Origin of the sequence: Caballeronia jiangsuensis (assembly GCF_046030135.1) — a bacterium.
Lineage (GTDB): Bacteria > Pseudomonadota > Gammaproteobacteria > Burkholderiales > Burkholderiaceae > Caballeronia > Caballeronia jiangsuensis.
Map to the genome: position 1 here is coordinate 98,635 of NZ_JAQQDB010000008.1, position 23,711 is coordinate 122,345.

Genomic DNA, 23,711 nt, shown 5'->3' on the forward strand with positions numbered 1-23,711 from the left:
ACGATGTCCTACTTCCTGATTTCACTCGATTTCGAATTGATGTGGGGCGTGCGTGACCATCGCACGATCGCTACGTACGGCAAGAATATCCTCGGCGTGCGCGAGGCGATTCCGGCCATGCTCGCGATGTTCACGAAGTATCGCGTGAAGGCGACATGGGCGACCGTCGGCATGCTGCTCTTCGATAACAAGAAGGATCTGCTCGCGAATCTGCCCGATGTCCGGCCGACTTATACCGATGCGAAACTGAGCCCTTACACGAACGGTTATCTCGATTCGATCGGCGCGGACGAGAAGAGCGATCCGTACCATTACGGCCTTTCGCTTGCGCGGCAGATCGTCGATACGGAAGGCAGCGAGCTCGCGAGTCACACGTTCTGTCATTACTACTGTCTCGAAGCGGGGCAGGACAAGGCGCAATTCGCCGCCGACATGCACGCGTCCGTCGCGGCGATCCGGCGTCTCGCCGATCCGCCCGCGAGCATCGTGTTTCCGCGCAATCAGGTGAACAACGCGTATCTATCGGTTTGCGCGCAGGAGGGGCTGATCGCGTACCGGGGCACCGAGCGCAACTGGATGTATCGCGAAACATCGCGCGCCGACGAAGCTGCGCTGCGTCGCGCGGCGCGTCTCGCCGATGCCTATGTCAATCTCTCAGGCGATCACGCCTTCGATCCGCGCCCTTCGCGCGGGCTCGTCGACGTGCGCTCCAGCCGCTTCCTGCGTCCGTATGCGCGCAACAAGCGGGCGCTCGAATGGCTGCGCATCCATCGGATCAAGCAGTCGATGACTTCGGCGGCGCGCACGGGACGCTCGTTTCACCTGTGGTGGCATCCGCATAACTTCGGCGCGAATCTCGCTGAAAACCTCGCGGTGCTCGAAGCGGTGCTCAAGCATCATGCGCATCTGAGAGACACCTACGGTGTGCAGCCCGCGACCATGGCAGAAGTCGCGCGGGCGACGCAATCGGAAGAGAGCAGGCTTGCGGAGATGGAGTTCGGGCTGTTCGTTTGACGAAGTACGAAAGACGGTAACAAGACACTAGAAAACCACCGCGTACCGCGGGTGCGCTGCATTGGCGATGGCCATTGCAGTGCGTCGGCGCGTTCGCGGGATAAGAACAAAGGGGGAAGTGCGATGAATTTCCGTAACGACATAAACGGCTTGCGCGCGTTCGCGGTTCTCGCGGTCGTCCTTTTTCACTTCGATGTGCCCGGCTTCAAGGGCGGCTATCTCGGCGTCGACGTGTTCTTCGTGATTTCAGGCTACCTGATGACGAGCATCATCTTCAGGCGCATGGAGAAGGGCAGGTTCTCGGTGCTCGAGTTCTATGCCGATCGCGCGCGGCGCATTATTCCCGCGCTCGCGTTTCTCTGCTTCGCACTCGGCGTGCTCGGCTGGCTCGTGTTCCTGCCTTCCGAGTTTCGCGCGTACGGCAAGGCGGCGGGATCGAGCCTCGGGTTCTTTTCCAATATCGTTTATTGGCGTGAGGCGGGTTACTTCGATGTCCGCTCGCATCTGAAATGGCTGTTGCATACGTGGTCGCTTTCCGTCGAATGGCAGTTCTATCTGCTGTATCCGCTCGGCATTCTGCTCGTGCGCAAGCTCGTTGGGCAACGTGGGACGGTGATCGCGCTGATCGGCGTCGCGCTCGCGTCGCTTGCGGTGTGCGTCTATCTCTCCGATCCGACTAAATGGCCGACGGCCGCGTTCTTCCTGCTGCCGACGCGCGCATGGGAGATGCTCGCGGGCGGTCTCGTGTACCTGTTCCCGGTGACGCCGCGCAGGTCCGTTCGCCGGACGATCGAATTCGCCGGTCTCGCGATGATCGTGTACGGCGCGCTCACCTTCAACGAAAGCAACGCGTGGCCCGGCTATCTCGCGCTCGTGCCGGTTCTCGGTACGGCGCTCGTGCTTCTCGCGGCGCGCAAGCATTCGATTTTCACGTGCAATCCGCTTGCGCAATTCATCGGCAAGATTTCGTATTCGGTCTATCTCTGGCACTGGCCGTTCGTCGTTGCGCTCACGTACTTCGACAAGGACGGCTCGCTGCCCTGGCGCGTGGGCGCCATCGCGGGCGGCTTCGCGATGGGATATATCTCGTATGCGCTCGTCGAGTCTAAGACGAGAAAGCCATCGCGAGGCGAGCCGCGCGCGTTCCCGAGGTTCATCACGCTGCGTCCGATTCTCGCGTTCACGCTGCTGCTCGCTGTCGGCGGCGGCAGCATCTATGCGAGCCAGGGCGTACCGAATCGCTTCGACCGTTCGGTGTTCATCGCCGATAGCGAGACCTACGACACGAATCCGCACCGCACGAAGTGTCACATGATGATCGATCCATGCGACGTCGCGAACAAGCAGAAGGATAGCCGCGTGGTGGTCCTCGGCGACAGTCACGCGGAGGCCATCGCCGAAGCGGTCGTCGATGCGGTGCCCAACGGCAAGCCGGATGATGTCCTGCTGATCACGATCGAAGGCTGTCCGACGATCTACGGCATCCGTCGCGGCAACGGCGATTGCTTCGATCAGGACCGCAAGTACATCGACATCCTGAGCCGCGACGAGACCGCGAAGACGCCCGTGATCATCGCCAATCACTGGTCGCAGTACTGGTCGGGTCCGACGATGGATGAGTTCGCGTTCGTCAATCCCGAGCAGCCCGCGCAGACGCCCGCGCCGTTTTCCACCGAGCGGTATCGCGAGCACTTGCTCTCGACGGTCTGCCGCATCTCGAAGATCCGGCCGGTCTATCTGGTGGAGCCGATTCCGGAGTTCGACTTCAATGTTCCACTGATGCTCGCGCGCGAGAAGATGAAGGACCCGCACGCGCCCGATCTGTCGATCACGCTGTCCGATTACGCCCAGCGCAACGGCGGCTTGCTGCAGGCGATGCGTCAGGCGCACGACCAATGCGGCATCCATCTGCTCGACCCGCGCCCGTTCCTGTGCCCGGACGGCAAATGCATGGGCTCGCACGACGGTCGGCCGCTCTATTCCGACTACCACCACATGAGCGAATACGGCAACCGCTTCCTCGTGCCGATGTTCCGGCGGGTCTTCGAGCAGAGCTGAGAGACAGCAGGATGATGCGAGCGCGCGGCCTCCCTCGGGAGGCCGTGTCTCATTGGGGCGTAGCGGTATCGGGTGTCGGACCGTTACCGGTGAAGGGCGGCGCGAAGCGCGTCCAGAAGATGTAGCACGCGAGCACGGAGATTGCGCCGATGCCGGTTGCGAGCAGCACGCCCTGAGCGCCGTAGAGACGCACGAGAATGACATTGCCGATGATCTTGGCCGCGAAGCCGATCAGCGAAATGACGGAGATGGCCCGATAGCGCGTTTCGCTCGCGAACAACTGCACGAGCACGCACATGCCGAAGTAGAACGGCACCTGCAGCAGCCCGTAGCGAAAGAGCGTGGTGACCGCGATCGTGTCCTCGGGCGTGAAGGCGCCCTTCTGGAACAGCAGCTTGACCACATACGGCGCGAGCGCGTACGCGAAGAGTCCGCCGACGAGACCGAGCATCGTCATGATGCCCGACCACTTCAGCGCGGTGCTGCGCGCGCGTGCATGATCGCCGCGATGAAGAATCTCCGCGAGGATCGGCAAGGTCGCCCGCGTGATCGCGAGCGCGCCCATGCTGAGCACGAGCGAGAGCAGCCGGTTCGCGTAGCCGAGCGTCGCGATGGCGCCGTCGCCTTGCTGCGCCATGAAATATTGATCGATGGGAAGCCAGAGACTCGCCACGACCGAGCCGATCGTGAGCATGCCCATCGAGCGGATCGTCGACGGCCATTGCTTCGCGCGTGCCGAGACGCGCGGCAGCACGGGCATCGCGTCGGCGCGTTTGGCGAGCACGCGCAGCCACGCGGCCTGCACCACGAAGCCGAGCGACGTGCCCAGCACGAGCGGCGTGATCGACGTGTTGTTGCGCGCGGCGAGCACGAAGACCAGGAGGCCGATGGCCGGCACGCATTCCAGCAACGTATTGATGTGCTTGCCCGAAGCCTGCAGACGTGAGGAAGAAATGCAGATCGTGAAGGTCAAGAGGCCGACCGGCGTCATGCTGATGATCATCGCCCGGCACATGTCGCGCGTCGATTCCGCGAGACTGCCCGCGATGACATCCGCGAGATAAGGCCAGAACAGCCAGAGCAGGAGAGAGGACGAGAGGCCGATGACGAGCCCGATGCCTTCGAGCTCGCCGAGAAAGCCGTCGCGTTGTGACTTGTCTTCCTTGAGCGACACGAGCGCAGGAACGAGCAGCACGGCGAGCACGTTCGTGAGCATCGTAGGCAGCCAGGTGACGAGCGTGAGCGCGAACTGATAGGCGTCGACGGTGCCGCTGATCCCGTAGCGATACGCGATCGCCATTTCCTTCGATGCGCCGATGCATTTCCCGGCGATCACGAATATCAGCAGGACGACCGCGCTTCTCGCGATTCGCTTGTGATCCTGATGCACGCCGCCGAGACGTCGTCTTACCGATTGCACAGCTGCGCTCAGCACGTGTACTCCTCCTGCGTTGGAGCCTTTCGTCGCGTGGCCGGACGTCGGGTCGAAATCGCCATGCGATCGGATACGCGAAGGCCAGCGGCTTTCGCGTGAGAGTGACGAGCATGCACGAAAACGGGCGCCTCGACTGTTCGCCAAGGCACCCGGCAACGCCGATGGCGGCGCGTGCTGTCTTCAGGGAAAACGCGTGGAAGAGGTATTTCTTACGATGAGTGTTCCGCCCAGGGTCGCATGATGTAGCGCGCCGCGCGGTGGAGCGATGCATCGTCCGTCAGAATCCGCGCCGGGCATCCGGCCACCGTCACGTTCGGCGGAATGTCGCGGGTCACGACGCTGCCCGCGCCGATCGTGACGTTATCGCCGATGGTCACGTCCTCGACGATGCACACGTTCGGCCCGATATATACGTTGTTACCGATCGTCGCCGCCTTGCCGTGGTTCGATCCGATCGTCACGCCCTGCGAGATGTTGCAGTTCGCGCCGATGACCGCGGTCGGATTTACCACGAGCGAGCCGACGTGGCTGATGTAGAAGCCCGGCCCGATCTTCGTGCGCGGGCTGATCACGAAGCCGAACCTGCGCTGCTTCAGGCGGATGACATGGTTGAGCACGAGCCGCACCGGCCGGGACGAGGCGGCGCTCGCCAGCCGCAGCCAGAACATGTAGTTGAACCCTTCGTTCAACACCAGTTGCTCGAGGAGGAGCATGAAGCTGTACTCGCCGCTGTAGCGGTAGAGATCGCTTTTGATCAGATCGAAGGTCTTCATTGCAGCGTGTCTTTTTGGTTGCGTGGACGCTTGGGGCGGTTTCGACCCGACCTTAAGACTAGGGATTGCGGCCATCGAGTTCAGTGCGCAATGAAACACTGGACTGTTTCGCAACGGAAAGGATTTCCGATTTCATCTATTTTGTCTGCTGAATATCGCGATTTTATTTAATCAGATTATTAGAGATCTGGCGCAAGCCCAGCCGACATGGGAAAACGAGAAGAAGCAGGGTAACTTGGTATAAACCCGATAGGGGTATTCACCGTAGGGTCTTTCGTTTTTTAATCGAAAAAAAGTTTGCAGCCCACGCTTACAAAATCTGATTCCTCAGTCGAAAAGTAGAAAAAGTCACTTTCATTTTGTAATTTTTGCATATGCGGGGTGGTGAAGACGGTAAATCGAAGCCGCTAAATGAGAATTGTCCGCGGCATGAGCGGTAAATGAAGCGAAATAATCAGCCTATTGATGATCGTTTCGGCATACGAAAGGCGCTCCGTCAGGCCTTGTATGGCCTCCCGCGAGGACCTGACACGGGGTCTTCGCGTGAACGTTCGTGTACTTAAAATCGAATGTTCATATGAATATTAATCGTCTTATCGAATGTGGATTAAAGTGGTGTTATTCATATACGGTATTAACATTAAAACCGGCGTAGTTCATTTCACTCCCGGAAGAATGAAACAGAAAATACGCCGCGATAAAGCGTCGAAAAAATAAAAGGAATAGTTACAAGCGTACATTCTGTTACAAGTAACGGGTAGGAATACTCTGTAGCAATCTGTAGTATTAATAAAAGACGGTAATTACTGCCGTCAGACTTCAGTGCTTCGACGGGCCGTACCCGGATCGTTCGAGCATGGGCTGGTCAGGTTTTCCGGAATATCTGGTTCCTCAATCCCGAAGTCGAAACTGTTTTTCGCCGAGATGCCTTTCGGAGTCGCCGTGTGCGGCTGTCGAGCGCTGGGCGGCGCAATCGTTTGCGCCTGCTCTATTCGCGTCGGTCATCTCATTGCCCATAAAGAAACGTTGCGTGCGACCGATGTTGCAGGAACCGGTTCGCCCGTAGATAACGTACGACCTATTGGAAAGACAATGCTTCCGAACCTCACTCAGGCAGACAACCAGGCAGACAACACCCGTATCGCAACCCGTCGCAAGCTGCTGACCTCGCTCATCGCGGGCAGCGGCGCGTTCGTGCTCGCCGCATGCGGCGGTGGCAGCGACGGCGGCGCGGCTGATTCTGTTGCCGATCGCTGGAGAAGAAGGAACAACAACGGTGGCGCCTCGACGGCGACGCCCGCGAGCTCGGCCTCTTCCGCGGCGCCCGCCAGCGCGGCGGCTCCCGCCAGCCCTGCTGCACCGGCAAGCTCGACGTCCGCCGCGGCCGATAACACCGCCGGCACCATCGCCGCTTCGTCGTTCGGCGTGAAGGCCGATGGCAAGACCAACGACCGCGCCGCGCTGCAAGCCGCCATCGACGGTTCGGTCGGCCAGATCCTGCTGATCTCCGGCCAGGTCCGCATCGACACGACCGGTCTCACGCTGCGCACGAACAGCCACATCCGTTTCGCGTCGGGCGCTTCCATCAAGCTGCTCGCGCACAACGCCGACATCTATCAGATGATGCGTATCGTCGACGTGAACAACGTCATCGTCGAAAACGCGTACCTCGACGGCAGCAAGGAACTGAACTCGGCGTCGGGCGGCGAGCACGGCATGGGCTTCACGATCATGGGCGCGACGAACGTGCATCTGGTCGCGCCGACCACGATCAACACGTGGGGCGACGGCATCTACATCAACGATAGCCAGACCAAGAAGAACACCCCGACGTACAACCTGACGGTCGACAACCACAAGGCCGACGGCTGCCGTCGCCAGGGCGTGTCGATCATCTCGGGCGACACGATCACGTTCAACAGCCCGGTGTGGCAGAACATCAACGGCACGGCGCCGGCGTGCGGTCTCGACTTCGAACCGAACGACAACTCGGCCGTGTTCAAGACCATCACGATCAACAGCCCGACAACCGCGAACTGCAAGGGCGGCGGCATCAACGTGTGGTTCGGCTCGCTGCCGGGTCCGATCAGCAAGACGGTCACGATCGCGATCAACAACCACGTCGACACGACGAGCCCGGGCGGTTCGTTCGCGGTTCAGGGTCTGTCGCTCGACGGCTACATCGTGAACGGCCAGATCAGCAGCACGAATCCGAAGTGGAAGTACCCGCTGATCGTCGAGCAGTGGGACAACGCGGGTCCGCGCATCAACGTGCAGAACCCGACGATCGTCAAGTCGTAATCGACGGCGAAAGAACAACGCCATGCGAAAGGAGCATCTTTCGCATGGCGTTTTTGCGTTTTCGCGCCGCCTACTTGAACCAGCCCAGATTCACGGAATTGGCGATGGCCTGCATCCCGGCCTGATTCGGATGCAGGTTGTCGCCACTGTCGTACGCGCCGAGTATGACGGGCGGATTGGAAGGATCGCCGATCGCGGCGGCCTGATCGAGCACGGCGTCGCAGCCGCTGTCGGCGCTGGCGACGAATGCGTTCACCGCCGCGCGCGTCGCTTCGATGTCGGGCGTCCACGACGACACGCCCTCGAACGGCGTGAGCGTCGAGCAGATCACGCCGACGCCCGCCGCGTGCGCGCTCTGCGCGAGCTCGCTGAACGCGCTGTTCAGACGGGCCGCTGTCGGCGGCGCGCCACCGATCAGATTGTTGACCGCGTCGTCGGAAATGATCACCCACTTCACGTTGTACTGGTCGAGCACGTCGCGCTGGAAGCGCGTGAGACCGGCCTCGCCGGAACCGTTCGTGAAGAAGTCATTGCCGGAAATGCCCTGGTTGAGCACGCCGACCGTCATGCCGGCTTGCTGAAGGCGCGCGGCAAGCAGGTTCGACCAGCGGCCGTTGGTGTTCGGCTGCGACGCGACGCCTTCTGTGATCGATGCGCCGAACGCGACGACGGCGCCCGTCGCACTGGCGTTTTGCACGACGACGTCGGTGAGGTAGTAATAAGACTGCTCGCCGAGTGCGTTGACGACGCCGCCCGTGAAGTTCGGGTCGGCGCTGACGTCGCCGGGTGCGATGTACACGTCCTGAAGCGCGTCCACGTGACCGGTCGTTCCGCTCGGCGTCTGCTGCGGCAGATAGGCGCTGACGACGATATCCGTGAGCGCCGGCACCTGAAACGCGACCGGGTCGCTCATCATCACGCGGCCTGGCGGGATCGTGACGAAGGGCTGCCCGTCGAAGGTGACGGCCTTGTCGGTGCCGGGTACGGTGCGCTGGCCGCTCGCCCTTAGCGCGACACGCACGTCGCCAATCACGAGCGGATCGCTGCCATACAGATTCGAGAACTGCACGCCGACGGCCGTTCCGCCGATGCTCGTGTGCACGATCTGCCGGATCGTCTGATTATTGAAGCCGCCGTCGCGAGTGGCCATCGGCGCGGTGCTCCACGTGCCGGTCCACGGCAGGGTCGCGCTGATGCTCTGGGCAAAACTGGACGACGAAAGCGGCAGGACGAGCGCGGTGGCCACGAGGGCTCGCTTGACGCGGGGAAATTGCTTGTTCAACTCGTTCTCCGAAACCAGCCGGGCATGGAAAGGACGTATCGCGTGACATGGGGACGTCCGTGGAGCGGGAAACCCTGGAAGGCCAGGTTTCCGTTCCTGTTTGGCTGGCGCGTGTGGCCACAGCGCGCCATTGTGTCGGCGAAATCTTCGGTGGACTTGTTTCGCCTTGATGCATCGAAGCACCATTTCCGCGCATGCTCTGTGCGCGACCGCGCATAAGGGCGGAAGGGCGATTTTGAAACGATTGCGCCGCAACTAACCGGCCTCGGTGGACGCCCGCCGGGCGTTATTGCTGCGCGCCGGACGCGGTCTCGGGCGCCGATGCCGCCGCCGTGTCGCTCGCGCTTTCGTTCGGCGACGGCAGGATCGGCGGCATCGTCGTGAATACCGGCGGTTGCGGCGTTTCTTCGGTCACTTCGGCCACCGGCTCCGAAGGCGCGCGCTTCGTGCGCGCCGGAGGCTGCGCCGCCGTCTGCGCGGTCTTCGGCTTGCCCGGCTTCGGCGCTTTCGAGAATGTTTCGTCGAACCAGGTTCGCACGCGGGTGGTCATCGTCTGCCATAGGCCCGGCGTTTCCTGCGTGTCGAAGCGCGCGCGTGCGTCGATCAGATGCGAACGCAGCGAGCGCTGCACGAAATCGCCGACGATCGGCAGTGCGCTATGCGCGCCTTGTCCCCAGTAGTCGCTGCGCAGCGTGACGCGGCTGTCGTTGAAGCCGATCCACGCGCCCGCGACGAGTTGCGGATGCATCAGGATGAACCAGCCGTCGGCGTTGTCCTGCGTCGTGCCGGTCTTGCCCGCGACGTCCGCGCGGATGCCGAAGCGCGTGCGGATCGCCGTGCCGGTGCCGCGGTTGATCACGTCGCGCATCACATCGACGAGCTTGCGCGTCGCATCGACGGACAGCGCGCGTTCGGGCGCGCTCTCGAACTGCGCGAGCACGTCGCCGTCTTTGTTCTCGATGCGCGTGACGAGCAGCGGCTCTATATAACTACCGTCATTGGCGATGGTGCCGTACGCCGACACCATCTCCTTCAGCGTGACCGGGCTCGTGCCGAGCGCGAGCGACGGCACCACATCGAGATGGCTGTCGCGCACGCCCATGTCGCGTGCGAGCCGCGCGACGCGTCCGGGCCCGACCTGTTCCATCAGTTGCGCGGTGATGCGGTTCTTCGAATAGGCGATGCCGTCGCGCAGACTCACGGGGCGGCCGGAGGGAGGCGAATCGTCGGTCGGACGCCAGGTTTCGGCGCCGCGCACCGGAATCTCCACGGCCTGATCGATGAACGTGTCGGTCGGCTTCGCGCCGCGCTCGAACGCCGCGCCGTAGACGAAAGGCTTGAACGTCGAGCCAGGCTGGCGGCGCGCCTGCGCGACGTGATCGAACGGGTCCTGCGTGAAATCGCGGCTGCCGACCCACGCCTTGATCTGGCCGTTGCGCGGATCGAGCGCGAGGAACGCGGCCTGCACGCGCGTCTTGTTCTCGCACAGCGCCTGCATGAACGCGCGGTCCGAGCCGAGATTTTTGATGGCATCGGCATCGTTCGCGCCGCTCGTGCGCAGCGCGCGATACTGATCCGTCTCGCGGATGAACGCGTGCGCGAGATCCGCGTTCGTGTTCGCGCAGCCACCTCGTCCGCCCCACGCCGCATTCGCGATCGATTGCAACTGATTGCCCTGTAGCGCGAGCGCGTTCGTCGCCATCGTCTGCAGACGCGAATCGATGGTCGTGCGCACGACGAGACCATCCGAATAGATGTTGTAGTCGTTGTCGTCGGCCCAGCCGATCAGCCATTTGCGCAACTGCTGCGCGAAGTGCGGCGCGCGGCCGGGCTCCTCCGTCTGCCGCTCGAAGTCGATGCGCAGCGGACGCTTCTTGAGCGCGTCGAGCTTCGCCGCTTGCAAGTGGCCGAACTTCACCATCTGCCCGAGCACGATGTTGCGCCGGTCGAGCGCGCGCTCGGGATTGATCACCGGGTTGTAATAGCTGTTGCCCTTCAACATGCCGATGAGCGTCGCGCTCTCGAGCACGTCGAGCTGGCCCGCGGATTTGTCGAAGTAAGTGCGCGCGGCCATTTCGATGCCGTAGGCGTTGTAGAGGAACGGCACCGTGTTCAGATAGGTTTCGAGAATCTCGTCCTTCGAATAGAGCGCTTCGATCTTGAACGCGGTGATCGCTTCCTTCAGCTTGCGCGTGAGCGTCTGCGAGCGGCCGATTTCCTCGGGATACAGATTGCGCGCGAGCTGCTGCGTGAGCGTCGAGCCGCCCTGGCGGTCGCCCGAGAACGTATGCAGCGCCGCGCCCGCGGTGCGCCTGAAATCGATCCCGTGATGCTGATAGAAACGCCGGTCTTCCGTCGCGATGAGCGCGTCGATCACCTGCGGCGAGATTTCCTTGAGGCTCACCCATTCGCGATGCGTCGGCTTGAACTCGGCGAGCAGCTTGCCATCGGCGGAATAGATCTGCGCGGGCTGGTCGACCTTTGCCTTACGGATATCGCGGATGCCGGGCGTGAACGGAATCAGCACCAGCACGTAGAGCAGGAAGAGGGCAGGCAGCAGAAGCAGCGTGCGCGGCCGCAGATGCGGACGCAGCCGCGACGCGAGGCGAGCCAGAATCGCCTTGGCCAGGGCTTTGAAATCAGACGCGGTCACAACGAAACGGGATGCCCGGACATGGAAAACCCTGAATCGTAGCGTAATTTTTCAGCAGGTCTTTCGCAAATTTGTCATCGGGGCGACGGCGTGCGTGCGCGTCGCAATGCGTCACGGCTACGCTGGCGTGATCGTTCGCGGGAAAACCCTGATTCTCTCATCGCAAACATTTCCCTATTGTCCTGTTCTACAGAAAACATGTAGCCTTTTTGTTTGAGAAGGATCGGGCCGGTCTGCGGTTCTCTCGGGGAAAAGCACAATTGACTAAGGGTGTTATGAAAGTTTCGACCTCTTCGCGGCGGGAGATCACGTCTCTCCAACGAAGCTTCTGGATGCTCGACGCCGAGCCGCAACTGGACGTGGCCGCGCCGCTGTCCACATCCGAGGACGCCGATGTCGTCGTTGTGGGCGGTGGGTTCGTCGGGCTCTGGACGGCGCTGACCATTCGCGAGCTGAGTCCGGCGGCAAAGGTCGTCGTGCTGGAGCGTGATGTTTGCGGCGGCGGCGCGTCCGGGCGTAACGGCGGTTTCGTGATGTCGTGGTGGCCCAAGATCGCGTCGCTGCTGGCGTTCATGGATGTCGAGCAGGCGCTGTTTTTGGCCCGTGCGTCAGAGCGTGCGATCGAGGAACTCGGAGACTTCTGCGAGCAGCACGCTATCGATGCGCATTTCCGGCGCGCCGGCTGGCTGTGGACGTCGACATCGGAAGCGCAGGGCGACTCATGGACCGCGACGGTCGAGGCCTGCGCCAAACTGTGCGTGCGTCCCTTCGAACATGTCGCTTCAGAGGAAGTCGCTCGCAGAACGGGCTCCGGTATTCATCGGGCCGGCGTGTTCGAGCGCAGCAATGGCACCGTACAGCCGGCGGCGCTGGTTCGAGGCATGCGCAGGCTCGCATTGAAGCGCGGCATCCGCATTTATGAGAACACGCCCGTTCTGGAAATCAGCCGTGAGTGTCCGTCCATCGTGCGCACCGATAAAGCTCAGGTGCGCGCGAACGCCGTTGTACTGGCAACGAATGCATGGGCGACGGCCATTCCCGAGATCGCACGCTTGATCGTGCCGGTCAACAGTTCCATCGTCGTGACCGAGCCGATCCCGGAACGACTGCGTTCGATCGGCTGGACGGGAGGCGAGGCGATCACCGATTCGCAACTGATGGTGAACTACTACCGGACGACTCGTGACGGACGCATTGCCTTCGGCAAGGGAACCGGGGCGCTCTCCAGAGGCGGGATCATCGACGAAACGTTCAGCCACCACGCCGAGAGTTGTGCGATGACGGAGCAGGACTTCCGGCGTACCTATCCGATGCTTGCCGGCGTGCGCGTCACGCACGCGTGGTCCGGTCCAATCGACCGAACCTACGACAGCTTGCCGGTCTTCGGCACGCTCTCCGGCACGCAGCATATTCACTATGGCGTCGGCTGGAGCGGTAATGGCGTCGGACCCAGCCGGATCGGCGGAAAGATTCTCGCCAGTCTTGCGCTCGAGCGAAAAGACGAGTGGAGCGGTTGCGCGCTCGTCGGGCGCCGGGCGCGGACGTTCCCGCCGGAGCCGATCAAATACATCGGCGGGTCGCTGGTACGCGGCGCGGTGCGCAGAAAGGAATGCCGGGAAGCGGCGGGCGCGGTGCCAAGGACGTTCGACGTCGCGCTGGCAAAGCTTGCCCCGTCTGGATTGGAAGATAAATCATAAGGATGTCGAAGTATATGAAGCCCGTTGTTTACCGATATGAAGACAGCACGCGCTTTTCACCTTGGGTGGACGTTGCCGCGCCCATTGGCGACCCAGTGTCCCGAACGAGAACCGCGCACGATGGGCGTTCAGAGGAGGAGGGGGTTGCATTCGGCGTTTGGGAGTGCAGCCGTGGAGTGTGGCGTCGGCAAGTCACGAAGCGCGAGTTCAGCCATATTCTTGCCGGCCATTGCTTCTTCACGCCGGACGACCAGGCGCCAATCGAGTTGCGCGCGGGGGACAGTGTCTATTTTCCTGCGAACTGCAATGGAATCTGGGATATCCGCGAGGACATCCGAAAATCCTATTTGATCATCGACTGATTTCAAAGGCGATCGGCAACGCATCGGATTGAAACGCAGTTATTTAGAAGTACAAAAGGAGACACCATGTCTAACTCCCATGACGGAACGCTCAAGGGCGGCCTTCAGTCACGTCATATGACCATGATTTCCATCGCGGGAGTCATTGGCGCCGCTCTGTTCATAGGGTCGGGCAAACAAATCGCGCTCGCGGGACCATCGGTCATTCTCGCTTACGTGGCAGGCGGCATTCTCGTCTTTCTCGTCATGCGGATGTTGGGTGAGATGGCGATCGCCCAGCCCGATACCGGTTCGTTCTCGACCTACGCGGACCGCGCCATCGGCCGTTGGGCGGGCTTCACGATCGGCTGGCTGTATTGGTATTTCTGGGCGATGTTAATGGGCTGGGAAGCCTACGTCGCTGGCCAGATTCTGCATGCCTGGTTCGCTTCGATACCCGACTGGGCTTTCGCGCTGATGCTCACCCTCGCGTTTATCGGCACGAATCTCATGAACGTGAAGAACTACGGCGAGTTCGAATTCTGGTTCGGCATGATCAAGGTGACGGCGATCATTTTGTTTCTGGTGATCGGCAGTCTCGCCGTCGTGCATCTCTGGCCTTTCGGACATGCTCGCGGCTTCTCCCATCTGAGCGATTCGGGTTTCATGCCGAACGGACCCAAATCGGTCATCACCGCATTGCTCGGCGTGATGTTCGCCATGATCGGGGCCGAGGTCGTGACGGTGGCGGCGAGCGAGTCCGTCAATCCCGGGAAAGAGATCTTCAAGGCGATTCGCTCGGTTGTGTGGCGCATCATCCTGTTTTATGTCGGATCGATCTTTCTGGTTGTGTGCCTCGTGCCGTACAACGATCCTGCGCTGGTGGATCCTACGCGCGGAAGCTACACCGTCGCACTGGATGCGCTCGGTATTCCCCATGCCCGGTTGATCGTCAACTGCGTGGTGCTGACTTCGGTTTGCAGTTGCTTCAATTCGTCGCTCTATACGGCGTCGCGCATGCTCTTTTCGCTCGCCGGCCGTGGCGATGCACACCGGATCATGGCCAGGACCGCGAACGGGACCGGTACGCCTTATGTGGCCGTCGTGATATCGAGCGTCTTTGCCTTCACCGCGGTTTATATGATGGCAAGCTCCAAGATGGATCTTTACGACGTCCTGATGCAGACCACAGGCTGCGTCGCGTTGCTCGTCTATCTGACGATAGCCTGTTGCCAGTTGCGTATGCGTCGGCAACTGGAGGCGCAAGGTGTCGAACTGAAGCTGAAGATGTGGTTGTTTCCGTGGCTGACCTGGGCTGTTATCGCCTTCGTGATTGGCGCGCTGGTCACCATGACAGTGGAAGGAACCTACCGCGCGGAGGTGCTCTCCACGTCGTGTCTCGCGGCCGTCATCGTGATCATGGGGCTGATCGCGCAGCGTTACGGAATTGGCAAGGGCAAAGCACACACCACTAAAAACTCTTGGGTGTGTTGACCCAGATAAGCACCGTTGGCTCGTCACCCGTAGCCTTCCAGCTATGCGGATGCTGGCTCGGAAAAGCGATGCTATCGCCAGGCCCGAGGACGTGTTGCACATCGTCCACTGCGATATGAAATGCACCGGATAGAACGTGGATAAACTCTTCGCCTTCGTGGGAGTAGAACCCGCTACTTTCCGCGCCAGGCTGAAGCACCCACTTCTGGCAGTCGAGCAAGCTGAGCGATTCGGCCAGTTGAAGGATGCGGATGTTCTTGCCGAAGCCGGCAATACTGCGCTCTTTCCCGCTTCGAACGACCTCGCGGTGAGGCTTGCTGCGTGACGGTTGAGACAGGTCCGTTACCGTGGTCCCGTAGCACAGCGCCAGCGCCTGCATGCTCGCGACGGTGGCGCCTTGCGAAGTGCGTTCGAAGGTCGAGATAAAAGAGATGGCGAGCCCGGTCGATTCTGCCGCTTCGCGCAAAGACAAACCGGCTTTTCGTCTGGCCAGCCGGAAGCGGCTGCCCAGTCCGTTTTGTCCGCTTTCGTTGAGCCCTTCCGTTTCGGGCTCGCGCTCAAGGGACTGAGGCGCAGTGTCGAGGTCTTTTTCCGCAAGCGCCTTGCGGATCGCGGACATGTTCAGTCCTTCGACTTTCCGCATGTGCTGTATAGCCCGAATCTTTTCGATATCGGCCTGATCGAAAACACGCTGCCCGACTGCCGACCGTTTCGGCGATACCAGTCCATGCTGTTCCCATAACCGAAGCGTGGATACGTTGGTTCCTGTCAGGCGGGCTACGTCGGTAATACGGTGTAGTGTCACTTATGAACCTCGGCTTTCGCAGCGTGCCCTCAGACAGAGATCATGATGTGGCTGCATTTTACAGAGTCCTTTTGTATCGAGCGGTCGCCCTATGCTCGAGTGATGTCCTGCGTGCGCGCGCCGGCCGAGTCGCCGATCGGAAACGCGGTCGTCGAAAGAATCTCGCGCAGCACGACGAACGTGCGGATCTGGCGCACGCCGGGAAGATAAAGCAGCTTCTCGGCATGGAGCCGGTTGAAGCTTTCGCTGTCGCGCGTGCGGATCAGCATGAAGAAATCGAACTCGCCCGTCACGACATGGCACTCCGTGCAGCCGGGGACTTTCTGCGCGGCCTTTTCGAAATCGGCGAAGGAATCCGGCGTCGAGCGGTCGAGGATCACGCCGATCAGCACGAGCATGCCCGCGTCGAGCGCTTTCGGATTGAGCAACGCGACGGTCGCGCGGATCAGTCCCGTTTCGCGCAGTCGCTCGACGCGCCGCAAACACGCGGGCGGGCTGAGATTGACCTTCTCCGCGAGCGCGACGTTCGAGATCGACGCGTCGCGCTGTAACTGACGCAAGATCGCGCGATCGACACGATCGGTCTGAACGCCCGCCGGATGCGGGTTCGGCGCGGATGAGGTTTTTTTCATTGCGTGTCTTCGGTGTCGGGCGAAATAAAAATTTGCATTGGCATCAGCATCTCCAGAAACGTTAGGCCAGGAGCATTTTTTTCGCAACCCGGCTGATCGCGACAATCTTTACGATGGTGTTCCACCCTCACGAGGACGCCGATCATGAACCTGCAACGTTTTCCCCGTTATCCGCTGACCTTCGGACCGACGCCCATCCAGCCGCTCAAGCGCCTGTCCGCGCATCTCGGTGGCAAGGTCGAGTTGTATGCGAAGCGCGAGGACTGCAACAGCGGTCTCGCGTTCGGCGGCAACAAGACGCGCAAGCTCGAATACCTGATTCCCGAAGCGATCGCCGAAGGCTGCGACACGCTCGTGTCGATCGGCGGCGTGCAGTCGAACCAGACGCGCCAGGTCGCGGCGGTCGCGGCGCACCTCGGCATGAAATGCGTGCTCGTGCAGGAAAACTGGGTCAATTACTCCGATGCCGTCTATGACCGCGTCGGCAATATCCAGATGTCGCGGATGATGGGCGCGGACGTGCGGCTCGTCGCGGATGGCTTCGATATCGGCATCCGCAAAAGCTGGCAGGACGCGATGGACAGCGTGCGCGCGGCGGGCGGCAAGCCGTTTCCCGTGCCGGCGGGTTGCTCGGAGCATCCGCTGGGCGGTCTCGGCTTCGTCGGTTTCGCGGAGGAAGTGCGCGCGCAGGAAGCAGAACTCGGCTTCAGCTTCGATTACATCGTCGTGTGCTCGGTGACGGGCAGCACGCAGGCGGGCATGGTCGTCGGCTTCGCGGCGGACGGGCGCGCGCGGCGCGTGATCGGCATCGATGCATCGGCGAAACCGCAGCAGACGCACGATCAGATTCTGCGTATCGCGAAGCACACGGCGGAACTCGTCGATCTCGGCCAGGACATCACGCGCGAGGACGTGATTCTCGACACGCGCTTCGGCGGCCCCGAATACGGCCTGCCGAACGAAGGCACGCTGGAGGCGATTCGTCTGTGCGCGCGGCTCGAAGGCGTGCTGACCGATCCCGTCTACGAAGGCAAATCGATGGACGGCATGATCCAGATGGTGCGCAACGGCGAATTCCCCGAAGGCTCGAAGGTGCTGTACGCGCATCTCGGCGGCGTGCCCGCGCTCAACGCGTACAGTTATCTGTTCCGCAACGGCTGAGCGCTAAAACGCCTCGCGGAATGCGTAAAACAACGCGGCGACGCGTTCCGACGTATCGGCTTCGAAGACCGCGGTGCGTGAGCCGAGCATGTGCGTGAGGATCGGCGGCGCGGGATCGTTTGCGCGCAGGATCGCGAGAATCTGCGCGCGGATGTCGCCGTCATTCGCGATGGCCGCGGCGTCGCGCCCGAGCAGCGCCGCGCCCGCGATATCCGGATCGTGGCCGTGGCGCTCGACGAGATCGAAGGCGTCGGAATAGAGGCGGTCGAGATTGCCGGCCTGCGCGTAATGCGCCATCAGGAAGAGCAGATCGATCGCGTCCTTGCGATCCGCCGCGTGCCGGTCCTGCCACGCGACGATCTTGAGCATCGCCTGCGCGGGCAGCGATGCGACCGGCACGATGAGATCGCGGTCGATGCGCACGGCGATCGCCGTATCGAGCGCCTGCCTGAAACCCGCGACGTTCATCCGCACCGACCCGTCCGGCGGCCACGCGATTTCGCCGTGCTCGTCCTGCACGCCGCCGAACGGCACGATATCGAGCCACGTGCGCTCGCCGGTCTGCGGCGCGCTGTAATTCAGGCGATGCGCCGAGCCCTTCGGCGCGGTGAAATTGCCCGACGCGAGCAGCGCGCGCCGCAACGCGTCGTGGCCGGTCCAACTCTGAATCGAAATGCCGATGTCGATGTCGGCGGTTGCGCGCGTCGCCTCGATATCGTGGACGTGAGTGAGCAGGATGTCGCGCGCGCTCGCGCCGCCCACGAACCACGCGATGCCGGTCGCCTCCGATGCGGCGACGACTTCGCGCAGCATCGTCGACATGACGCCGACGAGCGGGCGATGCGGCAGCAATTCAAGCGGCGAGGTAGCGTTCACGCAGCATCCTGGCGGTTTCGAGATTGCGCGGGTCGCCGCTCGCGACGAGATCGGCGTACACGATCAGCGGCGCGACGACGTTCGGCGGCAATCCGTCGATGGGCGCGAGCGCGACGGGCGCGCGCAGGAATTCGACGTTGCCGGCGGGATCGGGCCGCAAGCGCGCCTGCATGATCCACTCGCGGGGCACGGCGGCTTCGGTGCAATAGGCGGTGACCGTCGCCGGCTTCAGATACTCCGTGAGTATCGCCGCGGCGGGCTCGCCGCCGAATTGACATTGACCCGGCAGATCGGGCGCATCGCGCCACCAGTCGTTCGACTCCGCGCGATATCGCCCGATGACGAGCGATTCGCGCAATTGCCGCGGATACAGCGTGACCCATTCGTCGATGAGCCGTTCCTTGTCGGCGAATTGCAGGCCGCGGCCATCGGGCCGTTCGAACACATCGCGATGATCGATGAGCGCGCGCACGGCGTTCTGCACCGTGCCGTGACTGACGCCCGCGTTCTGCGCGATGTCGCGATAGCCGCGCTCGAGCAGCGAAGGCGTGATGAGCAGCGCCAGCGTGACGCGCAGTGTCGATTTGGTCCAGGTTCTGGAGCGATGCGCCTTGCCTTTCGCGGCGCGCGGACGGCCCGAAACGATCACGACGCTATTGCCTTCGACGAGGCTCGCGTTGCCGGCGAGATCGAGCGCATCGATGCCCAGATCGCGGCACGCGCGGATCATGTCGGGCGACAGATACAGGGTGACGAGCGTGGGATTCGCGCCGCCGTCGCGCGTGGCCGATGCGCCGAACGCCGACAGCGCGCTGAACCGGTCGATGTTTTCCCGCACGATGACGGGACGCTTGACGCGCGCGCCGCCGATGCGAAATTCGATGGCGGCGTCGTATTCGCCGCGCGCGGGCGGTTTGACGCGGCGCGCGGCGAGGCCGGTCGCGTCGCTGAAGGCGGCGGCGGCGGCTTCGACGAGTTGCTCGGCATTCGGCGGCATGAGTGCGGCTCGTTGTCCAGTTTTATGGAGTGTACACGAAACGTGGACATCGCAAAAAATTGGACAATCGATGCGAATTCGCTCAGAGGTAACTGCAGATGTAATCGAGCGTTTCGACGACATCGATATCGAAGCGGCTCTTGCCCGGCACCGAAAACGATTCGCCCGCGCCATACGTCTTCCACTCGTCGCTGCCGTCGAGGCGGATGCGGCATTGGCCGGCCTGCACTTCCATGAGCTCGGGCGCGTCGGTGCCGAAGTTGAGCGTGCCGGGGAGGATCACGCCGAGCGTCTTTCTGGTGCCGTCGGCGAAGAGAACGGTGTGCGACACGCACTTGCCGTCGAAGTAGACGTTGGCGCGTTTGATGACGGAAACCTGATCGAATTGCGTTGCGGCGGTCATGGCGGTGGTCCTTCGGTTGTCGGGAATGGTTGGTCCGCCATCATACAAAAAAGGGCGATGCGGTTTCCAGCGCATCGCCCGTTCTGAACGAAGCATCGTCGAATCAGCGGTTCACGAGACGCTTGGGCATGAACAACACCAGCAAGCCACCGATCGCGAGACAGGCCGCGAGCGTGTACACGCCGAGATCCGTCGAATGCGTCTTGTCGATGATCCAGCCGATTACGTAGGGACTGATGAAGCCCGCGAGATTGCCGAACGAGTTCACCACCGCCACGCCGGTCGCCGCGGCCGCGCCGGCGAGAATCGCCGTCGGCAGGCACCAGAACTGGCACAGCGTGGTCATGACGCCCATCGTCGCGACGGTGAGCCCGATCATCGCGAGCGTGACGTTGCCGCTGCCCGCCATGACCGCGACGATCCAGCCCAGCGTGCCGATGAGACCCGGCACCGCGACGTGCCAGCGCCGCTCGCGCCGCGCATCCGAGCTGCGCCCGACGACGATCATCGAAATCGCGGCGGCGGCATACGGCAGCGTCGTCAGGAAGCCGATCGTCAGCGGGTCTTTCACGCCCGATCCCTTGATGAGCGTCGGCAGCCAGAAACCCACGCCGTACAGGCCCATGATGAAGAACAGATAGATCACGGACAGCGCCCAGACCATCGGATTCGTAAAGCCGTCCTTGAACGAATGAGATTCGACGCCCTGAGCATCGGCTGCGACGTTGGCGGCGAGAATCTTCTTCTCGTCGTCGGTGAGCCACTTCGCCTGCTCGATGCCCTTGTCGAGCATGAAGATGATGGCGAAGCCCAGCACGAGCGACGGAATCGCTTCGAGCAGGAAGAGCCATTGCCAGCCTGCGAGTCCGTGCGTGCCGCTCATCGCGTGGAGAATCCAGCCTGACAGCGGACCGCCGATGACGCCCGAAATCGGAATGCCCGTCATGAAGAGTGCGATGATCCTGCCGCGTCGCGCCGACGGATACCAATACGTCAGATAAAGGATGACGCCCGGAAACAGGCCCGCTTCGGCGAGACCGAGCAGGAAGCGCAGCACATAGAACGTCGTGGGCGTCTGCACGAACATCATCGCGGCGGAGATGATGGCCCAGGTGATCATCACGCGTGCGATCCAGAGCCGCGCGCCGACCTTGTGCAGGATGATGTTGCTCGGCACGCCTAAGGAGACTCTGTATATACTGAAAGTCCAGGTACTCGTTTTCCCCAACCACATGAAAAACGCCCGCGTTTTTAGCTATCTGCGCTTCAGCGACGTGCGACAGAAGGCCGGCACCAGTATTGCCCATCAGCAGGAATACGCCGCCAAATGGGCTGCCGATCACGGCCTCACGCTCGACACCTCGCTCAACCTTCGCGACGAGGGTCTTTCCGCCTACCACCTCAAGAACGTCACCAAGGGCGCGCTCGGCACGTTCTTCAAGGCGATCGACTCGGGCCGCGTGCCATCGGGGTCGGTGCTCGTCGTTGAATCGCACGACCGCTTGAGCCGCGCCGAAGTCGATGTCGCGCTTGCGCAACTGCTGAACATCATCCACTCGGGCATTACGGTCGTCACGGCGAATGACGGACAGGTGTACAGCCGCGAACAGATCAAGGACAAGCCGTGGAGCCTGATGTATTCAATGATCGAGATGATGCGCGCGCATCAGGAGAGCGACATCAAGAGCAAACGCGTCAAGGCTTCTTTGCGACTGCAATGCGAGGGCTGGCTGAAGGGCACGTGGCGCGGCCATATCGCGGTCGGCAAGGATCCGAAGTGGATTCGATTCGATCGCAACCGGAACCAGTTCGAACTGGTCGGCGAGTACGCCGAGAGCTTGCGCGCGCTCATCGGGTTTTACCGCGCGGGTCATAGTCCTTCACGCTCTTTCGAACGCATGCGCGAAGCAGGCATTGCGCTACCGCCCTGCGTCAGCAATGTGCCGCGTCTGCACGCGATCCTTGCGAACCGCAATCTTGTCGGCGAGAAAACGATCAAGGTCGAGGGCGAGACGTATCTGTTGCCCGGCTATTATCCGGCGCTGCTGACGGAGGCGGAATTCGCATCGCTGCAATACCTGCGCGCACAACGCGGTCGCCGCGTGGGCCGCGCCGAAGTCATCAGTTTCATGACTGGCCTTGGCATTACATTCTGTGCGCGTTGCGGTTATGCGATGGGCAATCAGAATATCATGAGCCGCCCAAAGCGAGCGGATGGCTTACCCCACGAGGGACATCGGCGGCTCGTGTGCACGGGTGCCCAGAAGGCGGCAGATCGCTGCACCGTCGGCTCGTGTTCGATCGTGCCGGTTGAGCGGGCGCTGATGGCGTTTTGCAGCGACCAGTTGAACCTCGCGTCGCTGTTCGTGGAGGACCACGAGAAGACGCGTCAGCTGAACAGTGCGCTGGCGCTTGCCCGTCAGCAGGTCGATCAGACGGCAGACGAGGTTCGCACCTATCTGGGCGTGAAGGCGATCGGCGGCGCGTCGACGCCCGCCATGATCCTTGAGCACATGACGAGGCTGTCACCCCGGCTGGATCAGGAAAAATCGCGGGTGACCGCCTTGGAACATGACCTTGAAGCCTTGCATCGGCATTGCACGCCGGCTGTGTCGGAAGTATGGGGGGCGCTGCGCGAAGGCGTCGATCGGCTCGACGAGGTGGCCCGCACGAAGGCCCGCCAGCTGATCGCCGACACGTTCGCACGGATCGAAGTCAGCCTTCAGGACCGGGGCATGATCGGACTTCGACTTGTGTCAAAACGCGATATCGTGCGGATTCTCTGGATCGATCGCAAAACGGGCGAGCGGCGTGATCAGCTTACCGTGGAAAATACGCATCATACGGCGCTGGCGAAGGAGCGACGCGGACGCAAGCGCGCCGCCTGATCTACTGCTCCTCCTTTTCCTGAAACAGGCCCGACGGCGATGACCATACGTGCAGAGCCGTTTCGCCCACGAGAAAGCGTCGGTACGACAGTACGGCCACGTCCCAGAGTTCATCGACCAGTTCCGGCCCACTCTCGACGATGTGACCGGCGTCATCGACCACGGCTAGCGTCGCCGGGCGACCGTCCTCGGTCGTGATGGTGAAGCCCTCCCACGCCCGCGCGCTGATCACCGAGTGCTCGAGCCTGGCGCGGTCGATCTGTTCGTTTTGTGGACCTTGCGTCGCTGGATGTTCGAGATCAGTCGGCGACATGTAGGTTGTGTGCTTCGCCATCACGGGTCTCCCTCCGAGTGTATTTCGCTGCGCTCATTCACCCCTTCACGTAGAGCGTAGCCACCGCGCGCGTGCAAACGGTGGCGCACGTCTGGTTCAGTAAAGTGACGACCGGGCGCCATGCGCAGCGTGACGCTGGCGCGGGGCCTTCGCGCCGTTCGCGCCGTTCAACGCGGAACGCTTCGTGTCCTGCGGCCCAACGCTTTTTCCGGCTGGCTCGCCAAACAGCTTCGCGGTGACGACGTGGCGCATGTCGGCAATCATCATCGCCTGATCGCGAATCTCGATTCTTGTTAGATTGCGCCGCGTCACGTCAAACACGCGCAAGGGGCGACAGAACAGGTCATAGGGGTTGGCGGCCTTGATCTGGCCGCGCATGTAGGCGCGCACGAGCGCGTGCGCCGAAGGCGTCATGTCGCCCAGATCGTTGGTCACGAGCGCGCGATAAACAAGCAGCACGTAGTCGATGTCGCCGCCGTTCATCATGGTCAGCACGGCGGCGGCGCGCACGGGCGCGCTGCTCCAAGTACGCACCTGCCCGCCGCAGAAGTCGAGCAGCATGCCGTG

The 23,711-nt window shown here is 62.1% G+C and carries 20 protein-coding genes; 8 read left to right on the top strand and 12 right to left on the bottom strand.

What is annotated here, in order from left to right:
- The first annotated feature begins 3 nt into the window (after positions 1-3).
- Positions 4-1,014, top strand: a complete 1,011-nt coding sequence (locus PQR08_RS10785; protein WP_250486446.1) for a polysaccharide deacetylase family protein — start codon at positions 4-6, stop codon at positions 1,012-1,014.
- 123 nt (positions 1,015-1,137) lie between these two features.
- The gene (locus PQR08_RS10790; protein WP_250486447.1) at positions 1,138-3,072 is read left to right on the top strand and encodes an acyltransferase family protein; all 1,935 of its coding nucleotides are present in this window, start codon (positions 1,138-1,140) and stop codon (positions 3,070-3,072) included.
- Positions 3,073-3,121: 49 nt separating this feature from the next.
- Here PQR08_RS10790 and murJ read toward each other — a convergent pair whose 3' ends face one another.
- Both murJ and PQR08_RS10800 read right to left on the bottom strand, forming a co-directional pair.
- Positions 3,122-4,507 (bottom strand): murein biosynthesis integral membrane protein MurJ, encoded by a 1,386-nt coding sequence (murJ, locus tag PQR08_RS10795; protein ID WP_250486448.1) that lies wholly within the window; start codon positions 4,505-4,507, stop codon positions 3,122-3,124.
- A gap of 209 nt (positions 4,508-4,716) precedes the next feature.
- Positions 4,717-5,280 (bottom strand): serine O-acetyltransferase, encoded by a 564-nt coding sequence (locus tag PQR08_RS10800; RefSeq protein ID WP_187606933.1) that lies wholly within the window; start codon positions 5,278-5,280, stop codon positions 4,717-4,719.
- 1,092 nt (positions 5,281-6,372) lie between these two features.
- On the opposite strand from PQR08_RS10800, the gene PQR08_RS10805 reads away from it, so the two are divergent.
- Positions 6,373-7,581, top strand: coding sequence for a hypothetical protein (locus PQR08_RS10805; protein ID WP_250486449.1), 1,209 nt, complete (start codon positions 6,373-6,375; stop codon positions 7,579-7,581).
- Between the two features lie 70 nt (positions 7,582-7,651).
- On the opposite strand, the gene PQR08_RS10810 is transcribed toward PQR08_RS10805, so the two are convergent.
- Positions 7,652-8,863, bottom strand: coding sequence for a GDSL-type esterase/lipase family protein (locus PQR08_RS10810; protein ID WP_250486450.1), 1,212 nt, complete (start codon positions 8,861-8,863; stop codon positions 7,652-7,654).
- A 286-nt stretch (positions 8,864-9,149) separates the two neighbouring features.
- A complete protein-coding gene (locus PQR08_RS10815; protein ID WP_408161280.1) occupies positions 9,150-11,516 on the bottom strand; it encodes a penicillin-binding protein 1A in 2,367 nt (788 codons plus the stop codon).
- 332 nt (positions 11,517-11,848) lie between these two features.
- On the opposite strand from PQR08_RS10815, the gene PQR08_RS10820 reads away from it, so the two are divergent.
- The 3 genes from PQR08_RS10820 to PQR08_RS10830 all read left to right on the top strand — a co-directional run bounded on the left by PQR08_RS10820 (position 11,849) and on the right by PQR08_RS10830 (position 15,048).
- Complete coding sequence (locus tag PQR08_RS10820) at positions 11,849-13,213, top strand: NAD(P)/FAD-dependent oxidoreductase (protein ID WP_250486452.1); 1,365 nt, start codon at positions 11,849-11,851, stop codon at positions 13,211-13,213.
- Positions 13,214-13,227: 14 nt separating this feature from the next.
- Positions 13,228-13,575, top strand: coding sequence for a cupin domain-containing protein (locus tag PQR08_RS10825; protein WP_250486453.1), 348 nt, complete (start codon positions 13,228-13,230; stop codon positions 13,573-13,575).
- Between the two features lie 123 nt (positions 13,576-13,698).
- The gene (locus PQR08_RS10830) at positions 13,699-15,048 is read left to right on the top strand and encodes an amino acid permease (protein WP_250486454.1); all 1,350 of its coding nucleotides are present in this window, start codon (positions 13,699-13,701) and stop codon (positions 15,046-15,048) included.
- On the opposite strand, the gene PQR08_RS10835 is transcribed toward PQR08_RS10830, so the two are convergent.
- Positions 15,026-15,853: a cupin domain-containing protein gene (locus tag PQR08_RS10835; RefSeq protein ID WP_238212422.1), complete on the bottom strand. Its 828-nt coding sequence runs from the start codon at positions 15,851-15,853 to the stop codon at positions 15,026-15,028. The two genes, PQR08_RS10830 and PQR08_RS10835, sit on opposite strands and share 23 nt — an antisense overlap.
- An 89-nt stretch (positions 15,854-15,942) precedes the next feature.
- Positions 15,943-16,485, bottom strand: coding sequence for an Lrp/AsnC family transcriptional regulator (locus tag PQR08_RS10840; protein WP_250486455.1), 543 nt, complete (start codon positions 16,483-16,485; stop codon positions 15,943-15,945).
- 144 nt (positions 16,486-16,629) lie between these two features.
- Here PQR08_RS10840 and PQR08_RS10845 point away from each other — a divergent pair, with 144 nt between their 5' ends.
- Positions 16,630-17,646 (top strand): 1-aminocyclopropane-1-carboxylate deaminase, encoded by a 1,017-nt coding sequence (locus PQR08_RS10845; protein WP_238212418.1) that lies wholly within the window; start codon positions 16,630-16,632, stop codon positions 17,644-17,646.
- A gap of 3 nt (positions 17,647-17,649) precedes the next feature.
- On the opposite strand, the gene PQR08_RS10850 is transcribed toward PQR08_RS10845, so the two are convergent.
- The 4 genes from PQR08_RS10850 to PQR08_RS10865 all read right to left on the bottom strand — a co-directional run bounded on the left by PQR08_RS10850 (position 17,650) and on the right by PQR08_RS10865 (position 21,099).
- Positions 17,650-18,522 carry a nucleotidyl transferase AbiEii/AbiGii toxin family protein gene (locus tag PQR08_RS10850; RefSeq protein WP_250486456.1) on the bottom strand — a complete coding sequence of 291 codons (873 nt, stop codon included), beginning with the start codon at positions 18,520-18,522 and terminating at the stop codon, positions 17,650-17,652.
- A complete protein-coding gene (locus PQR08_RS10855) occupies positions 18,500-19,519 on the bottom strand; it encodes a type IV toxin-antitoxin system AbiEi family antitoxin (protein ID WP_250486457.1) in 1,020 nt (339 codons plus the stop codon). Before PQR08_RS10855 ends, PQR08_RS10850 begins: the two co-directional genes overlap by 23 nt.
- 82 nt (positions 19,520-19,601) lie before the next feature.
- Positions 19,602-19,922, bottom strand: a complete 321-nt coding sequence (gene ppnP, locus PQR08_RS10860; protein WP_250486458.1) for a pyrimidine/purine nucleoside phosphorylase — start codon at positions 19,920-19,922, stop codon at positions 19,602-19,604.
- A gap of 103 nt (positions 19,923-20,025) precedes the next feature.
- A complete protein-coding gene (locus PQR08_RS10865; protein ID WP_313761200.1) occupies positions 20,026-21,099 on the bottom strand; it encodes an MFS transporter in 1,074 nt (357 codons plus the stop codon).
- Here PQR08_RS10865 and PQR08_RS10870 point away from each other — a divergent pair.
- Positions 21,026-22,810 (top strand): recombinase family protein, encoded by a 1,785-nt coding sequence (locus PQR08_RS10870; RefSeq protein ID WP_408161281.1) that lies wholly within the window; start codon positions 21,026-21,028, stop codon positions 22,808-22,810. The genes PQR08_RS10865 and PQR08_RS10870 overlap by 74 nt on opposite strands.
- 1 nt (position 22,811) lies before the next feature.
- On the opposite strand, the gene PQR08_RS10875 is transcribed toward PQR08_RS10870, so the two are convergent.
- Together PQR08_RS10875 and PQR08_RS10880 are read right to left on the bottom strand one after the other, a co-directional pair.
- Positions 22,812-23,144 (bottom strand): hypothetical protein, encoded by a 333-nt coding sequence (locus PQR08_RS10875; protein WP_238212411.1) that lies wholly within the window; start codon positions 23,142-23,144, stop codon positions 22,812-22,814.
- Positions 23,145-23,240: 96 nt separating this feature from the next.
- Entirely contained in the window at positions 23,241-23,705 is a 465-nt protein-coding gene (locus tag PQR08_RS10880) for a hypothetical protein (RefSeq protein WP_250486459.1), read from the bottom strand.
- Positions 23,706-23,711: the final 6 nt, after the last annotated feature.

Bases quoted from the DNA above. Each gene is read 5' to 3' on its own strand.
- PQR08_RS10785 (WP_250486446.1), top strand. From the start codon at position 4: ATGTCCTACTTCCTGATTTCACTCGATTTCGAATTGATGTGGGGCGTG.
- PQR08_RS10790 (WP_250486447.1), top strand. From the start codon at position 1,138: ATGAATTTCCGTAACGACATAAACGGCTTGCGCGCGTTCGCGGTTCTC.
- PQR08_RS10800 (WP_187606933.1), bottom strand. From the start codon at position 5,280: ATGAAGACCTTCGATCTGATCAAAAGCGATCTCTACCGCTACAGCGGC.
- PQR08_RS10805 (WP_250486449.1), top strand. From the start codon at position 6,373: ATGCTTCCGAACCTCACTCAGGCAGACAACCAGGCAGACAACACCCGT.
- PQR08_RS10820 (WP_250486452.1), top strand. From the start codon at position 11,849: ATGCTCGACGCCGAGCCGCAACTGGACGTGGCCGCGCCGCTGTCCACA.
- PQR08_RS10825 (WP_250486453.1), top strand. From the start codon at position 13,228: ATGAAGCCCGTTGTTTACCGATATGAAGACAGCACGCGCTTTTCACCT.
- PQR08_RS10830 (WP_250486454.1), top strand. From the start codon at position 13,699: ATGATTTCCATCGCGGGAGTCATTGGCGCCGCTCTGTTCATAGGGTCG.
- PQR08_RS10840 (WP_250486455.1), bottom strand. From the start codon at position 16,485: ATGAAAAAAACCTCATCCGCGCCGAACCCGCATCCGGCGGGCGTTCAG.
- PQR08_RS10845 (WP_238212418.1), top strand. From the start codon at position 16,630: ATGAACCTGCAACGTTTTCCCCGTTATCCGCTGACCTTCGGACCGACG.
- PQR08_RS10855 (WP_250486457.1), bottom strand. From the start codon at position 19,519: ATGCCGCCGAATGCCGAGCAACTCGTCGAAGCCGCCGCCGCCGCCTTC.
- ppnP (WP_250486458.1), bottom strand. From the start codon at position 19,922: ATGACCGCCGCAACGCAATTCGATCAGGTTTCCGTCATCAAACGCGCC.
- PQR08_RS10870 (WP_408161281.1), top strand. From the start codon at position 21,026: ATGGCCCAGGTGATCATCACGCGTGCGATCCAGAGCCGCGCGCCGACC.
- PQR08_RS10875 (WP_238212411.1), bottom strand. From the start codon at position 23,144: ATGGCGAAGCACACAACCTACATGTCGCCGACTGATCTCGAACATCCA.
- PQR08_RS10880 (WP_250486459.1), bottom strand. From the start codon at position 23,705: ATGCTGCTCGACTTCTGCGGCGGGCAGGTGCGTACTTGGAGCAGCGCG.